The sequence below is a fragment of the Kitasatospora sp. NPDC058965 genome (assembly GCF_042741245.1).
Lineage (GTDB): Bacteria > Actinomycetota > Actinomycetes > Streptomycetales > Streptomycetaceae > Kitasatospora.
This window is the reverse complement of record NZ_JBHYKG010000088.1, coordinates 1-13,735: the sequence shown is the minus strand read 5'-3', so window position 1 is coordinate 13,735 and position 13,735 is coordinate 1. Positions and strand designations below refer to the sequence as shown.

Sequence of the window (13,735 nt, the reverse complement as noted above, 5' to 3'; positions counted from 1 at the left end):
GGGAGCCATGAAGAGGCCCGGATGCCTTGCCGTCTCGGTGGGTGCCGTTGTCCTGCTGGCCCTGGCCGGTTGGGGGGTGAAGGCGATGCTCGACGCGATGTTCGCGCCGCCGGACAACCACGTCGCCGCGAGCGACTCCCGGGTCTGTCCGCAGACCAGTGGGAACAACCTCTCCTTCGCCGACGCGGCCAAGCACTTCGGCCTGACCGTTCCGGCCGGTGCCACGAACGTCGTCTTCAGCGCGAGCGTGGGCGGGCTGCAGGGGGAGAGCAATCTGAGCCTGCGCTTCACCACCACGCCGGCGGAGCTCGCCACGTTCCTCACCGCCAGCCACTTCGATCCGCCGAGCGCGACCACGAAGGCGAACTGGGTCAGTTACAGTCCCGGGGACGACGTCCGGCCCGCCGAGGGGCCGTGCGGCCTGACGCCGCCGGTCGCGCCCGGGATGGTCTACAGCCGGGACAGCGCCGACTACGCCGGGCAGTCCAGCCCGCGCTCGCTGGCGGTGGACGGCACCACCGACCCCGCGCACCCCGTGGTCTGGATCACCGGCGGCGACCTGTGACCACGCGGACCGCACCGACCCGGCCCGTGGCAGCTCACCAGTACCAGAGTTCCAGGACCTCGGGCCAGATCAGGTGGGACGACGACCCCGCGAAGGCGGCCGGGTCGATCTCCCGGACCTCCGCGGCGAGGCGGTGGAAGTAGGCGATCGCCGATCCGGCCTCCTGCTCCTCCCACCCGTCACCGAGTTCCAGGACCCGGGAGCGGGCCAGGTTCAGGCCGTAGTGGTGCAGGCAAGCGAGCCACCGCTCGATGCTGGAGTTGGCGAACCACGCCTCGCCGCCCGGCAGGACGTAGTAGACGGTGCCGGTGATCGGTTCGACGCCGAACGCCCACAGGACGTCCGAGGCCGGGTGGCCGTGGTGGTTGGCCGTCAGCTGGTAGAGCCGGCGGCCGTCGGTCGTCGCCAGCTGCGGTGCGGCCCCGGACTGCAGGGCGGCGCGCTCGATCAGGTCGTGGGCGGCGGGGACCCCCACCTCCACCAGCAGTGCCTTCTGCTCGTCCGGGAGCAGCCACGGCGCCACCGTGTCCGGGTCCGCGCGGACCACGTGCTCGGCTCCCGCCCAGTCGACGAGTGCGGCGTGCGTCAGCATCCGGGCAGCCTCCGGGGCGATCGGCGGGACGGGTGGTTCCAGGTGAATCCGCACAGATCGTAGGGCCTCCACCGGGCACCTGAGCAGCCATCAGTCGATCCCGCCCCACTCTACTTTCGATGTATACACCGTGTGTATAGTCGACGGCATGTCACTGGGTCACACCATCCTGGGGCTCCTGGAGTCCCGTCCGAGCCACGGCTACGACCTCAAGCGCGCCTACGACGAGCGCTTCGGGCAGTCCCGCTCGCTGCCCTACGGCCAGGTCTACGCGACGCTCTCCCGGCTGCTGAAGAACGGCCTGGTCGAGGTCGACGGCACCGAGGCGGGCGAGGGTCCCGAGCGCAAGCGGTACGTCATCACCGAGGCCGGGATCACCGATGTCGCCCGCTGGCTCGCCGAGCCGGAGAGCCCCGCCCCGTACCTGCAGAGCACCCTCTACACGAAGGTGGTGCTGGCCCTGCTCACCGGGCGCCCGGCCCACGAGGTGCTGGAGGCCCAGCGCGCCGAGCACCTGCGGCACATGCGCGAGCTGACCCGCCGCAAGCTGGCGGGCGACCTGGCCGACCAACTCCTCTGCGACCACGCGCTGTTCCACCTGGAGGCCGACCTGCGCTGGCTGGAGCTGACGGCCGCCCGGCTCGACGAACTCGCCAAGAAGGTGCACGCCTGATGGCCACCGCCCCCACCACCACGGCCCACACCACCGGCGCGCTCGCCGCGGGCGCGCTGCTGGCCGCCACCGACGTCCGGAAGGGCTTCGGCCTCACCCGGGCGCTGGACGGCGCCTCGCTGGAGATCGCTCCGGGTGAGCTGGTCGCCGTGCTCGGTGCCTCCGGCTCCGGCAAGTCCACGCTGCTGCACTGCCTGGCGGGCCTGATCCGGCCCGACGCCGGCACCGTCAGCTACCGCGGCCAGGACCTGGCCACCCTCTCGGACGGCGGCCGCAGCGCGCTGCGCCGGTCCGACTTCGGCTTCGTCTTCCAGTTCGGCCAACTGGTGCCCGAGCTCTCCTGCCTGGAGAACACGGCGCTCCCGCTGCGGCTGAACGGCATGCGCCGACGGGCCGCCGAGGAGCGGGCCCGGCAGTGGCTGGAGCGGCTCGACGTGGCCGACCTGGCCGACAAGCGGCCGGGCGAGCTGTCCGGCGGCCAGGGCCAGCGGGCCGCGATCGCCCGCGCGCTGGTCACCGAGCCCGCGGTGATCTTCGCCGACGAGCCCACCGGCGCGCTCGACTCGCTGCACAGCGAGAAGGTGATGGCGCTGCTCATGGCCGCCGCCCGGGAGTCCGGCGCGGCCGTGCTGCTGGTGACCCACGACATGCGGGTGGCCGCCTACGCGGACCGCGAGGTCGTGGTGCGCGACGGGCGCACCCGCGAGGCCGGGGCCGGCCGATGACCGACCGTCCGCGCCCCGCCTCGACGGCCGACCGTCCGCACCCCGCTCCGACGGCCGACCGTCCGCGCCCCGCCACGGTGGCCGCCCGGCCGCTCTCCCGTCTGGTCACCGACCTGGCGCTCGGCCTGCGCCTGGCCTTCACCGGGGGCCGGGACAGCCGGCTGCGCACCGTGCTGACCGCGGTCGGCGTCGGCCTCGGGGTGGCGACGCTGCTGCTGGCCGCCTCCTTCCCGGCCGTGCGCGCGCACCGTGACGACAAGCTGCGGATCCAGAGCGGCGCGGTCGTGTCCGCCACCCTCGCGCCCCGCTCCGACCACAGCCTGCTGATCCACGACGTCCGCGCCACCTACCACGGGCAGGACTTCTTCGGCCGCGTCGTGCAGCCGGAGGGGCCGAACTCCCCCCTGCCGCCGGGCCTGAGCGCCTATCCGGCGCCCGGCACGCTGGCCGTCTCGCCCGCCCTGGCCGAGCTGCTGCGCTCGCCCGGCGCGACCCTGCTGCGGGAGCGCTACCCCGAGCCGGTCACCGGCACGATCGGCCCGGCCGGCCTGGCCGGACCCGGCGACTACGCCTTCTACCTGGGCAGCGACCGGCTGACCGACACCGATCCGTCGACCCTGCGGATCGACCACTTCGAGGACAAGCTGCCGCCCAAGCCGACCGACCCGGTGCTGCTGCTGCTCACCGTGGCCGGGGTGGTGATCCTGCTCAGCCCGGTGGCCGTGTTCGTCGCCGCCGCCGCCCGGTTCGGCAGCGAGGCGCGGGACCGCCGGCTGGCCGCCCTGCGGCTCGCGGGCGCCGACCGCTCCACCACCGCGCGGATCTCGGCCGGCGAGTCGCTGGCCGGAGCGCTGGTGGGCCTGGGGCTGGGCATCGGCTTCTTCCTGGTCGGCCGTCAGCTGGTGGCTCGGGTGACCGTGGCGGGGCTGAGCGTCTTCGCCGACGACCTGCAGCCGCAGCCGGTGCTGGCGGCCCTGGTCCTCGTCGCCGTCCCGCTGCTGGCCGTCGCCGTCACCATGCTGACGATGCGCCGGATCGCCGCCGAACCGCTCGGCGTGGTGCGCGGCGCCGGGACCAGGCGTCGGGGGCTCTGGTGGCGGGTGCCGCTGCCCCTGCTCGGGCTGGGCCTGCTCTTCACCCAGCGCGGCGAGCTCACCTCGCCCGACGACAACCGGGCGCTGGCGATCCTGATCGCCGGCCTGCTCCTGCTGCTGATCGGCGCCACCCTGCTGCTGCCGCCGCTGGTCGCGCTGGTCTCCCGGGCGCTGCGCCGGGTCAGCGGGCCGCCGGCCTGGCAACTGGCTCTCGGGCGGCTGCGGTTCGGTCCGGAGAGTGCGGCCCGGCCGGTGACCGGCATCGTGGTGACGGTGGCGGGGGCGATCGCCCTGCAGAGCCTGCTCGGCTCGGTCGCCGCCGCGCGCAGCCCCGCCCCCGCCGACCTGGCCGCGATGGACCGCAGCCTGCTGTCCGTAAGCTTCGACGGGGCGGGCGACCGGCCCGGGCAGCTGGCCGACCGACTGCGGCACAGCCCGGGGGTGGCCGACGCGACCGGCTACACCGACATCTACGCCAGTGCGGGCGACCAGCTCTTCACGGTCCGGGTGGCCGACTGCGCGACGCTGACGGCCGTGGACCACGTCGCGGACTGCGCCGACGGGGACGTGTTCACCGCCGTGGGCCTGCAGTCCCGCGCGGCCGGCCGCAGCGCGCTCGCGGCGGGCGGGCCGGTGCAGTTGGAGCCGGCCGGTCAGCCGGCGCTGACCTGGCAGCTGCCGGTCTCCCGCGCCACCGTCGAACGGCCGGCGGAAGGCGGCCGGCTGCGCTACGGGGACCTCGTCCTGGCCACCCCGTCCGTCCTGCCGGCCGCCATGCTGCGCGCCCAGCCCGCCAAGGCCGACGTGCACCCGCTGCCCGGCACCCCGGACGCCGAGGACCGGATCCGCACGGACGCGGTGCTGATCAGCGTGGCGAGCCGGGTGTACGACCCCGCCAGCACCCGCCCGGACCCGCAGTTCCGCAGCGTGCGCAACGCCCTGACGGCGGGCACCGTGGCGGTGCTGGCCCTGATCGGTGCCAGCATGCTGGTCGGCCTGCTGGAGCAACTGCGCGAGCGCAGGCGGACCTTGGCGGTGCTCACCGCGTTCGGCACCCGCACCCGCACACTGGCCGGCGCGCTGCTCTGCCAGAGCGTCGTCCCGGTCGCGCTCGGTCTGGCGCTCGCCGTGGCCGCCGGTCTGGGGCTGGGGAGCGCCCTGCTCTTCCTGGCCAAGGTGCCGATCGCCTTCGTCTGGGGCGACATCGCCCTGATGACCGCGGCGGGGGCCGCCGTGGTGCTGCTGATCACGGCCCTGAGCCTGCCGGTGCTGTGGCGCGGGACGAAGCCGACGGGGCTGCGGTACGAGTAGGCGAGGGAGGGCGCCGTTGCGGTGGCCGACGGAGCCCTCCGCTGCCGCGCTCGCGGTCGGGCGCGTGCAGTTGGCTTGCGGTCGGGCGCTCGCGGTCGGGCGCGTGCGCGAGAATCCGGGGTGTGGAGGGGACGTTCAGGCTGCAGCGCCAGACGAGCCGGTGGGCGCGGTTCGCCCAGGTCACCGTCCGCGCCGTCGCGGCGGCCGAGTCGGGAGTGCGCGTGGGGCCCGACGTGGCCGCCGATGATCAATCCGGCCGGGCGGAGGCGTGCGACGGTGCGTGGTACGCGCTCAGTCGCCTCCCGGCGGACGCGCGCGGGATCGTCGTCTCGGTCGTCGCGATCGTCACAGCACCCGCGGACACCGGCCCGGGCGACGTGAAGTTCGCTGCGGCACACGCGGTCTGGGCCGCCCTCGGCCGACAGCCGGCCCAGCTCCCGTGGCTCGGCGAGGACGGGAATCCCGTCTTCCCGTAGTGCCGTGGGACCGAGTCGCAGGCGGCCGACCGGGCTGTCCGGCAGGCGCGGGAAGGTCCTGTGCCGCAGCGTCAGTGGTGGCCGAGATCCTCGGTGGCCAGACCGAGCGCCTGGCGAAGGTCCCGCTCCTGGGCGTGCCAGGCGTGGGCGGAGCGGAGCTGCGCGAGCTGGGCAGCGCTGTCGGTAGCGGGGTGGTTCGAGGCGTCCCGCCAAGCGGGCGCGGCGGCGCGCAGCGCGGTGATCAGCTGGGTGCTCTTCTCCCCGGCACCGCCCGGCCACGGCCGGCCCGCCAGCAAGGTGGCGGCGCTCGGCAGGGCGCCGGCGTACTGCTGCAAGTAGCTCTTCTCGTCGTAGTCGCCGCCCTCGCTCCTGGGTGCCTCGTGATCCAGCTGGTCGAGTGTGGCCATCGCCTGCAGGAAGGCGAGTTGATCCGGAGTCAGGTCGGTCGAGTCGCGGCGGACCGAGCCGGTGGTGGGGCGGCCGGTGCTCTGCAGGATGCAGACCGCAGTGTGCTTGCCCTGCTTCCAGTCGTCCGAGAACGGTTCGTAGTACTCGCTGATCACCGAACGCGGAAGCAGCCAGCGGTCCATGGCGTAGACCTGCTCTGCATGGGCACAGCCTGCGTCGGCCTGGGCCTCCACGGCGGTGGAGCCCGGGTAGTCGCTCGGACCGGTGAGGTCCACGCGCTGGGCCACCTCGCCGAGGTGAGGTTCGGAGCAGGGCACCACGTGGAGCACGGCCGACGAGTGCAGGATGCGGTTGTAGCACTGACCGACCTGGAGATCCACGGGGTAGGTGGTCCGGGACACCTCGTGGACGACGAAGGCGAACAGGGCAGTGGTCCCCACCAGGCCGGTGAGCCCGAGGAACAGTCCTGCCGTGGCGAGTGCGCGGCCGCGTTGCCGGCGCTTGCGGAGCTGGACCAGCGAGCCGATGCCGAGCCCGATCGCGACCGGCCACAGGAGCAGGGTCAGACCGGTGACCAGCGCCGCGATGCCCAGCCCGTTGGTGCCGGGCACCGGTCGGCGTTCCGGCGCGGCCGGGGGCCACGAGGCGAACTGTCCGGCGCTCGGCGGGGCCTCCCAAGGGTCCCAGCGCGTTCCTGCGAGGACCTGGGCGGACGGCGGTGCAGCGGCGGCCACGGGTGACGCGGTGGCAGGGGGCGCGTCGTGGGCAGGCGTCCGGCCGGTGGTCAGCGCCTCCGCGGACGGTTCGCCGGCCGCGCCGACGGTGCCCGGAACGGTCGGCTCACCGTCGCCGCCCGCATGCTGCTGCTCGCTGCCCGTGGACACGCGTGATTCCCCCGCCTGATAGGCACAACCGTTCGATCAAGGAGGGACTCTAGTGGACGCCGGGCACGGCGTTCGCCCGCGGGACGGTCGCAGGCCTCCCGGGTGACCGGGCGGGGTCACGCCGGGCCGACGTGGGCCGCGACGAGGCGCCAGCCGTGGTCGGGAGTGTGGACCCAGGTGCGGGTGTACCGGAGGCGGGCGGTGAACTCCGCACCGTCGACGGAGCCGGCGAGGGTGCCGAGGAACCAGGTGAGCCCGGTCGTTCCCACGACGAGGACGGCCAGGTCCTCCTCGTCGACCCGGGTGAGCCGCTGCCGGCCGCTCCGCTGGAGCTCCAGGTCGTCGCTCTTGCCGTACAGGCGCCCGTCCGGCCCGGTGAAGACCAGACGGTCGTCGAGCAGGTGGTCGAGCGCGCCGGCGTCGGCAGCCAACTGCGCGGCCTGGAGGCGGTGTTCGGCGGCGCGCAGGTCCGCGGTCGGGTCGGTGGCCATGGGCAGCACGCTACCCCGTGCTGCCCGGCCCCGGCCGGGGTTCCCGCCCGCGCTGCCGCCGGGGGCCTGGACAGGAGTACCGGTCCGGCCGACCGCCTACTCCTCCCGCGGTAGGACTGGTGCCGCCGGCCGCACGACGCGCGGTGGTGGGGCGGGGCGGCAGGGTGGAGGGGTAAGCGCAGGTCGACGGCGAGGAGTTGGATCCCCATGTACGCGAACGTGGCCCAGGCAGGGTGGCACCCGTGGTTCCTGTTCATTCCGTTCTTCTGGCTCGCCGTGGTGGTGCTCGTGTTCGCGGTGCTGCGGCGGACCGTGTGGCGGCGTGCGGGGGCGTGCGGGTACGGGTACGGCGGGCGGCAGGCGGGGCCGATGGCGGTGCTCGGTGAGCGGTACGCCCGCGGTGAGATCGACGAGGACGAGTACCGGGCGCGCCGGGCGGTGATCACGGAGGGCGACAGGTGAACCGGGGGTCCCCGGGCCCCACCCGGCCCGGGGGACCCATAAGGAGAAGCTGCACAGGGCAGAATGATTACTTTCCGTTACAATTGATCCCATGGCAGCCACCCCCAGCAGCAGCACCGTCGATGTCGACCGTTCCGACGCCGCCTACCGGGCCTGGCTCAAGGAGGCGGTCCGCAAGGTCCAGGCCGACGCCAACCGCTCGGCCGACACGCACCTGCTGCGCTTCCCGCTCCCGGACGAGTGGGGCGTCGACCTGTACCTGAAGGACGAGTCCACCCACCCCACGGGCAGCCTGAAGCACCGGCTGGCGCGCTCGCTCTTCCTGTACGGGCTGTGCAACGGGTGGATCCGGCCGGGGAAGCCGGTGATCGAGGCGTCGAGCGGGTCGACCGCGGTGTCGGAGGCGTACTTCGCGCAGCTGATCGGGGTCCCGTTCATCGCCGTGATGGCCAAGAGCACCAGCCGGGCCAAGATCGAGCTGATCGAGTTCCACGGCGGCAGCTGCCACCTGGTGGACAGCGCCTGCGAGGTCTACGAGGTCTCCGCGCGGCTGGCGGCCGAGACCGGCGGCCACTACATGGACCAGTTCACCTACGCGGAGCGGGCCACCGACTGGCGCGGCAACAACAACATCGCGGAGTCGATCTTCGCCCAGCTGCGCCTGGAGCCGCACCCCGAGCCGGCCTGGATCGTGGCCACCGCCGGCACCGGCGGCACCTCGGCGACGATCGCCCGCTACGTGCACTACCAGCAGTTCGACACCCGGATCTGCGTGGCCGACCCGGAGAACTCCTGCTTCTTCGACGGCTGGCTCGAGCACGAGCCGCAGGCCACCTGTTCCACCCCCTCGCGGATCGAGGGGATCGGCCGGCCGCGGATGGAGCCCAGCTTCGTGCCCGGCGCGGTCGACCGGATGATGAAGGTGCCCGACGCCGCCTCGATCGCCGGCATCCGGGTGCTGGAGGGGGTGCTGGGCAAGAAGGCCGGGGCCTCCACCGGTACGGGGCTGTGGAGCGCGCTGCGGATCGTGGCCGAGATGCGCGAGCGCGGCGAGCGCGGCAGCGTCGTCACGCTGATCTGCGACCCCGGCGACCGCTACCTCGACAAGTACTACTCCGACGCGTGGCTGGCCGAGCAGGGCATCGAGATCGCCCCGCACCAGCGGGCGCTGGAGGCGTTCCTGGCAGGAAACGGTTGGTCAGAAACGCTGCCCGCGTGATATTCCACGGGCATGGAAGATCTTCTGACTGAGCGACTGATACTGCACCCCTTCACCCTCGAGGAGGCGCAGCGGGTCGCGGAGGGCGTGGCCGGCCCCCAGGACACCTGGGGCGCCGACTACCCGAGCGAGGGCGAGCGGATCGGCGCTCGGATGTTCGTCAAGCGGCAGAGCGCCACCGAGGAGCTGCTGCAGCCGTGGGGCGGCTACGAGATCCGCCGCCGCAGCGACGGCGTGGCGATCGGCGGCATCGGCTTCCACGGCGCCCCGGACGCGAGCGGCACGGCCGAGATCGGCTACGGCCTGTCCGAGTCCGAGCGCGGCAAGGGCTACGCCAGCGAGGCGGTCCGCGCGATGGTGGCCGCGGTGCGCGGGTGGGGCCTGAAGCGCCTGATCGCCGACACCGACCTGGACAACCTCCCGTCCCAGCGGGTGCTGGAGGCGGTCGGCATGGCGCAGACCGGGCAGGACGACGGGCTCAAGTTCTACGCGATCGAGCTCTGAGCCCGACGCCGCGTCAGCGGCTCACAGCCCCGTCGGGGCCAGGACCAGCTCGCGCACGTACTCCCGGGCCGCCTCCGCGGCCTCGGCGGAGAGCGCCGCATCGGTGACCCAGGTGTCCACCTCGCCCAGCTCGGCGAAGGTGGACAGGCCGACCACGCCCCACTTGGTGTGGTCGGCCACGGCGACCACCCGGCGGGCCGAGGCGACGAAGTTCCGGTTGGTCTCGGCCTCGGCCAGGTTCGGGGTGGACAGCCCCGCCTCGGGGGAGAGGCCGTGGGTGCCGAGGAAGAGCAGGTCGAAGTGGAGCGAGCGGATCGCCCGGTCGGCCACCGGACCGACCAGCGAGTCCGAGGGGGTGCGCACCCCGCCGGTCAGCACCACGGTGGTGCCGGTGGCCTCGCCCTGGCGCTGGGCCCGCTCGAACACGTCGGCCACCCGCACCGAGTTGGTCACCACGGTCAACTGACCGACCGTCACCAGGTGCTGGGCCAGCGCGAAGGTGGTGGTGCCGCCGGAGAGCGCGATCGCCATCCCGGGGCTGACCAGCACGGCCGCCGCCCGGGCGATCTCCTCCTTGGCGGAGAGCTCCAGCGAGGACTTGGCCTCGAAGCCGGGCTCGTGGGTGCGGGCCTCCTCGACCGGCACCGCGCCGCCGTGCACCTTCTCGACCGCGCCGACCTTCGCCAGCGCGTCCAGGTCGCGGCGGATCGTCATGTCGGAGACGTTCAGCCGGCGGGTCAGCTCGTTGACCCGGACGCCGCCGCGGCGGCGGACCTCGTCCAGGATCAGCGCCCGGCGCTGCTCGGCCAGGAGGTTGCTGCTGTCGGCCACTGACGCGCCCTTCCCTGATAACCCGGTGGTGCGCCTATCCTGCCACGTCCAAGGTCAGCCGGGCAGCGGGAGATCGGCCGGAACGAGCAGCTGCAGTTCCTCGGTGGACGGGTCGGGCAGGTGGGCCACCCGCATCGCGTGCCGCTCCACCATGGTCTCGAAGACCTGGCGGGCGGTGCGGCCGTTGCCGAAGGTCGGGCCGCGCTGCAGGGTCGAGAAGTGGTCCAGCAGTGCCGCGGCGGCCGGGTCGGAGAGCTGGTACTCCTGCTCCTGGCACTGCGTGCGGGCGATCTCCAGCAGCTCGGCGTCGGTGTAGTCGGGGAAGGTGATGGTGCGTGAGAAGCGCGAGGACAGGCCCGGGTTGGCGGCCAGGAAGCGCTCCATCTCGGCGGTGTAGCCGGCCACGATGACCACCACCTCGTCGCGGTGGTCCTCCATCAGCTTGACCAGGGTGTCGATCGCCTCCCGGCCGAAGTCCCGGGCGCCGTCCTCGGGGGCCAGCGTGTAGGCCTCGTCGATGAACAGCACCCCGCCCCTGGCCCGGTCGAAGGCGGCCTGGGTGCGGATCGCGGTGGAGCCGATGTGCTCGCCGACCAGGTCGACCCGGGCGACCTCGACCAGGTGCCCGCGCTGCAGCACCCCGAGGGCGGCCAGGATCTCGCCGTAGAGCCGGGCCACGGTGGTCTTGCCGGTGCCGGGGGAGCCGGTGAAGACCAGGTGGCGGCGGAGCGAGGGGGCCTTCAGCCCCGCCTGGCGGCGCCGCCGGCCGACCGAGATCAGGTCGATCAGGGTGCGCACCTCCTGCTTCACGGTGGCCAGGCCGATCAGCGCGTCCAGCTCGGCCAGCGTCTCGTCGGCCGGGCGGCAGTCCGGGATGGGGGCGATCTGCGGCGGCGCGACCAGGGCCGCCGCGCCGGCGGTCAGCTGGGCGGTGCGCTGGGCCGGCACCGGCTCGGCGGCCGGGACCGGCGGCCCCGCGGAGACGTCGTCCGAGGTGCAGGCCTCCACCAGCGGCCCCGGCTCGGCGATCTCGAAGCCGGCCCGGGCGTTCTGCTCGGCCCGGCAGCGGGTCAGCACGGTGCGGCAGCCGTCGATGATGTGGAAGCCGTAGCCCTTGCCCTGCACCGCCCGGCAGTCCTCGAAGCTGCCCCGGCCCTGGGCCGAGACGTACACCGCCGCCTCCGCGCTGGCCCGCACCACGCAGTCGCGCAGCACCGGGTCGGCCCCCTTGGTGACGATCACCCCCGTGGCCACCTCGGCGATCTCGCAGTCGGTCAGCAGCCCGCCGCTGCCGTGGTCGCGGAACCAGAGCCCGGTGCCGGCCTGCTGCACCCGGCAGCGCTCCAGCGCCACCGTGGCGCCGGAGCTGACCGAGACGGCCGAGCTGCGGATCCGGCTGAAGGAGGTGTCGGTGACGGTGGCCTGGGAGTCGCGGTCCAGCACGAAGAGCGCGTCCGGCAGGTCGTGCAGCGCGCAGTCGGTCAGGGTCACCTTGGCGCCGTCGCTGACCCAGATCGCGGGGTAGTCGCCGGTGGAGTCCTCGATCTCGCAGCCGGTGGCGTCCACCCGGGTGCCCGGGTCCCAGACCGAGAGCGCGCCGCGGCCGAAGGAGCGCACGGTGCTGCGCTCCAGCGTCAGCACCGAGCGGCCGCGCAGGTCGGCGGCGTTCTCCGGCAGGTCGTGCAGCCGGCAGTCGCGCAGCTCCAGGGCGGCCTCGGTGTCCAGGGTCAGCCCGTTGCCGGTGACCCGGTGCACCTCGCAGTCGGTGAGCCGGCCGACCGCCTTGGCCTCGGCCTGCACGCCGCTGCCGCGGATCTCGTAGATCTCGCACCCGGTGAGCTCGGCCAGGCTGCCGGCGTCGGTGAGCAGCACCCCGGCGCCGGTGGCGTGGTGCAGCCGGCAGCGGTCCAGCTCGGCCCGGGCGCCCTCCAGCACCGCGAGGCCGGCCTGCCCGGCCGCGCTCACCTCGCAGTCGGTGAACCGGGCCTGGGCCTGGCCGCGCAGCCGCAGCCCGAGGCCGGAGGGGTTACTGACGGTGCATCCGGTCAGCCGGGGCGCGGCCCGGTCGGACACCTCCACGCCGACCGCGGCGTGGGTGTCCACCCGGCAGCCGGTGAGCAGGGCGTCGGCGCCCGGGCCGGTGATCCGCACGGCCGCCGCCGAGCTGTCGTAGCTCTCGATCACCAGGTCCCGCACGGTGGCGGCGGCGGTGACGGTCAGTCCCACCCCGGAGGGCGGGTCGATCCGCACCGTGCCCGGGCCCTCGGCGGGCAGCACCGTGACCGGCTTGTCCAGCAGCACGTTCTCGCGGAAGACGCCCGGGCGCACCGTCACCGTGTCGCCGGGCTCGGCGGCGGCCAGCGCCTCGGCGAGGGTCTCGTACTCCCCGGCGCGGCGCCGCCAGCGCGAGCCGCTGTCCTGCGTGACCCGGACCCTGTGCTCACCCATGACGCTCCGTCGCCCCGCCTTCCGTGCTCGTCCTGCCGCGGCCCCGATGCCTCACCGTAGCGTGCCCGGGCCGGGGCACCGGGCCCGCTCCGTGCCCGGGAGGCCCTTGTGCTAGGGCCACCCCTAGGCAGCCGGCAGGCGGTCGCCGACGTCGAGCACCTCGACCCGGTCGCCCACCCGGAGGGTGCCCAGCGCGTCACCGGTCACCCCGTCGGGTCGTTCCGGGATCAGGTTGACGCCGAAGGCGGCCTTCTTGTCGAACCGGCGCCGGGCGGCCAGGGTGCGCAGCGGCTCCGGGCCGCGCCGCTCGCCGGTCTCCTGGTCGGTGGTGGTCACCACGCAGCGCCCGCACAGCTTGACCGCGCGGAACACCACCTCGCCGACCCGGACCCGGCGCCAACGGTCCTCGGACCACGGCTCGGTGCCCTCGACCACCAGGTTCGGGCGGAACCGGGTCATCGGCAGCGGTTCGTGGTCGGCCGCCACCAGCCAGTCGTTGAGCGCGGCCAGCGAGGAGGTGGTGGTGGCCAGCAGCGGGAAGCCGTCGGCCATCGAGACCGTCTCGCCGGGCGCGCTGAAGTCCGGCGCGATCGCCCGGGACAGCGGGTCGGCCAGGTGCAGCAGCCGCAGCTCGGGGTCGCCCACCTGCTCGCGCAGCCAGAGCTGGGCCTTCTCCTCGGCCTCCAGGGTCGCGAAGACGGCACCGAACACCTCGCCGCGGGCCCCGACGGCGCCCTCGGCCGCGCTCGGCACCGGGACCCGCAGCTGCTCCCCGGTCGGGGCGGTGACCAGCAGCGCGCCGTCCTCGGCGAGTTCGGGCCGGAACCGGCCGAGCTGCGCCAGGTCGCGCTGGGTCAGCGCCAGTCCGCCGGGCCGGGCCACCATCCAGCGCCGGTCGCCGCGCAGCCCCCAGGGCTCCACCACGGCCTGCCGCGGGCTCTGCCGGTACATGGACTTGACGGGGTATCGGTGCAATCCGCTGAGCAGGGGCATGCGGCCCATCCTGCCAGGTACGGTGGGGCGCAGATGCGGACGGGCCGCCCGGCCCGCCG

The 13,735-nt window shown here is 74.2% G+C and carries 14 protein-coding genes; 8 read left to right on the top strand and 6 right to left on the bottom strand.

The features are described 5' to 3' along the window. Positions 1-7 precede the first annotated feature (7 nt). Complete coding sequence (locus ACFW1A_RS17035; RefSeq protein WP_380409784.1) at positions 8-565, top strand: hypothetical protein; 558 nt, start codon at positions 8-10, stop codon at positions 563-565. Between the two features lie 34 nt (positions 566-599). On the opposite strand, the gene ACFW1A_RS17030 is transcribed toward ACFW1A_RS17035, so the two are convergent. Continuing rightward, complete coding sequence (locus ACFW1A_RS17030; protein ID WP_380409782.1) at positions 600-1,157, bottom strand: SUKH-4 family immunity protein; 558 nt, start codon at positions 1,155-1,157, stop codon at positions 600-602. A 148-nt stretch (positions 1,158-1,305) separates the two neighbouring features. On the opposite strand from ACFW1A_RS17030, the gene ACFW1A_RS17025 reads away from it, so the two are divergent. From ACFW1A_RS17025 to ACFW1A_RS17010, 4 genes are all read left to right on the top strand, one after another. Beyond that, the gene (locus ACFW1A_RS17025; protein ID WP_380409780.1) at positions 1,306-1,830 is read left to right on the top strand and encodes a PadR family transcriptional regulator; all 525 of its coding nucleotides are present in this window, start codon (positions 1,306-1,308) and stop codon (positions 1,828-1,830) included. Continuing rightward, on the top strand, positions 1,830-2,555 hold the full coding sequence (locus ACFW1A_RS17020; RefSeq protein WP_380409778.1) for an ABC transporter ATP-binding protein: 726 nt from the start codon (positions 1,830-1,832) through the stop codon (positions 2,553-2,555). Before ACFW1A_RS17025 ends, ACFW1A_RS17020 begins: the two co-directional genes overlap by 1 nt. Further along, a complete protein-coding gene (locus ACFW1A_RS17015; protein WP_380409776.1) occupies positions 2,552-4,960 on the top strand; it encodes an FtsX-like permease family protein in 2,409 nt (802 codons plus the stop codon). The genes ACFW1A_RS17020 and ACFW1A_RS17015 overlap by 4 nt, the downstream gene beginning before the upstream one ends. Before the next feature lie 122 nt (positions 4,961-5,082). After that, positions 5,083-5,436, top strand: a complete 354-nt coding sequence (locus ACFW1A_RS17010) for a hypothetical protein (protein ID WP_380409774.1) — start codon at positions 5,083-5,085, stop codon at positions 5,434-5,436. 71 nt (positions 5,437-5,507) lie between these two features. Here ACFW1A_RS17010 and ACFW1A_RS17005 read toward each other — a convergent pair whose 3' ends face one another. Further along, the gene (locus ACFW1A_RS17005) at positions 5,508-6,728 is read right to left on the bottom strand and encodes a DUF4190 domain-containing protein (protein WP_380409772.1); all 1,221 of its coding nucleotides are present in this window, start codon (positions 6,726-6,728) and stop codon (positions 5,508-5,510) included. 116 nt (positions 6,729-6,844) lie between these two features. Then, positions 6,845-7,219 carry a nuclear transport factor 2 family protein gene (locus ACFW1A_RS17000; protein ID WP_380409770.1) on the bottom strand — a complete coding sequence of 125 codons (375 nt, stop codon included), beginning with the start codon at positions 7,217-7,219 and terminating at the stop codon, positions 6,845-6,847. A gap of 207 nt (positions 7,220-7,426) precedes the next feature. Between ACFW1A_RS17000 and ACFW1A_RS16995 the strand changes: the two genes are divergently transcribed. The 3 genes from ACFW1A_RS16995 to ACFW1A_RS16985 all read left to right on the top strand — a co-directional run bounded on the left by ACFW1A_RS16995 (position 7,427) and on the right by ACFW1A_RS16985 (position 9,404). After that, complete coding sequence (locus tag ACFW1A_RS16995) at positions 7,427-7,681, top strand: SHOCT domain-containing protein (protein WP_380409768.1); 255 nt, start codon at positions 7,427-7,429, stop codon at positions 7,679-7,681. A 91-nt stretch (positions 7,682-7,772) separates the two neighbouring features. Then, the gene (locus tag ACFW1A_RS16990; protein WP_380409766.1) at positions 7,773-8,900 is read left to right on the top strand and encodes a PLP-dependent cysteine synthase family protein; all 1,128 of its coding nucleotides are present in this window, start codon (positions 7,773-7,775) and stop codon (positions 8,898-8,900) included. 12 nt (positions 8,901-8,912) lie between these two features. Then, positions 8,913-9,404: a GNAT family N-acetyltransferase gene (locus tag ACFW1A_RS16985; protein ID WP_380409764.1), complete on the top strand. Its 492-nt coding sequence runs from the start codon at positions 8,913-8,915 to the stop codon at positions 9,402-9,404. 21 nt (positions 9,405-9,425) lie between these two features. On the opposite strand, the gene ACFW1A_RS16980 is transcribed toward ACFW1A_RS16985, so the two are convergent. From ACFW1A_RS16980 to ACFW1A_RS16970, 3 genes are all read right to left on the bottom strand, one after another. Next, positions 9,426-10,235, bottom strand: a complete 810-nt coding sequence (locus tag ACFW1A_RS16980) for a DeoR/GlpR family DNA-binding transcription regulator (RefSeq protein WP_380409762.1) — start codon at positions 10,233-10,235, stop codon at positions 9,426-9,428. A gap of 54 nt (positions 10,236-10,289) precedes the next feature. Next, complete coding sequence (locus ACFW1A_RS16975) at positions 10,290-12,683, bottom strand: right-handed parallel beta-helix repeat-containing protein (protein WP_380409760.1); 2,394 nt, start codon at positions 12,681-12,683, stop codon at positions 10,290-10,292. A 123-nt stretch (positions 12,684-12,806) separates the two neighbouring features. Next, positions 12,807-13,676, bottom strand: coding sequence for an MOSC domain-containing protein (locus ACFW1A_RS16970; protein ID WP_380409758.1), 870 nt, complete (start codon positions 13,674-13,676; stop codon positions 12,807-12,809). Between the last annotated feature and the right edge of the window lie 59 nt (positions 13,677-13,735).

What these genes read in the sequence shown, in the direction of transcription:
- ACFW1A_RS17025 (WP_380409780.1), top strand. Translation starts at nt 1,306, where the DNA reads ATGTCACTGGGTCACACCATCCTGGGGCTCCTGGAGTCCCGTCCGAGC.
- ACFW1A_RS16970 (WP_380409758.1), bottom strand. Translation starts at nt 13,676, where the DNA reads ATGCCCCTGCTCAGCGGATTGCACCGATACCCCGTCAAGTCCATGTAC.
- ACFW1A_RS17000 (WP_380409770.1), bottom strand. Translation starts at nt 7,219, where the DNA reads ATGGCCACCGACCCGACCGCGGACCTGCGCGCCGCCGAACACCGCCTC.
- ACFW1A_RS16985 (WP_380409764.1), top strand. Translation starts at nt 8,913, where the DNA reads ATGGAAGATCTTCTGACTGAGCGACTGATACTGCACCCCTTCACCCTC.
- ACFW1A_RS17015 (WP_380409776.1), top strand. Translation starts at nt 2,552, where the DNA reads ATGACCGACCGTCCGCGCCCCGCCTCGACGGCCGACCGTCCGCACCCC.
- ACFW1A_RS17030 (WP_380409782.1), bottom strand. Translation starts at nt 1,157, where the DNA reads ATGCTGACGCACGCCGCACTCGTCGACTGGGCGGGAGCCGAGCACGTG.
- ACFW1A_RS16990 (WP_380409766.1), top strand. Translation starts at nt 7,773, where the DNA reads ATGGCAGCCACCCCCAGCAGCAGCACCGTCGATGTCGACCGTTCCGAC.
- ACFW1A_RS16975 (WP_380409760.1), bottom strand. Translation starts at nt 12,683, where the DNA reads ATGGGTGAGCACAGGGTCCGGGTCACGCAGGACAGCGGCTCGCGCTGG.
- ACFW1A_RS16995 (WP_380409768.1), top strand. Translation starts at nt 7,427, where the DNA reads ATGTACGCGAACGTGGCCCAGGCAGGGTGGCACCCGTGGTTCCTGTTC.
- ACFW1A_RS17020 (WP_380409778.1), top strand. Translation starts at nt 1,830, where the DNA reads ATGGCCACCGCCCCCACCACCACGGCCCACACCACCGGCGCGCTCGCC.
- ACFW1A_RS17035 (WP_380409784.1), top strand. Translation starts at nt 8, where the DNA reads ATGAAGAGGCCCGGATGCCTTGCCGTCTCGGTGGGTGCCGTTGTCCTG.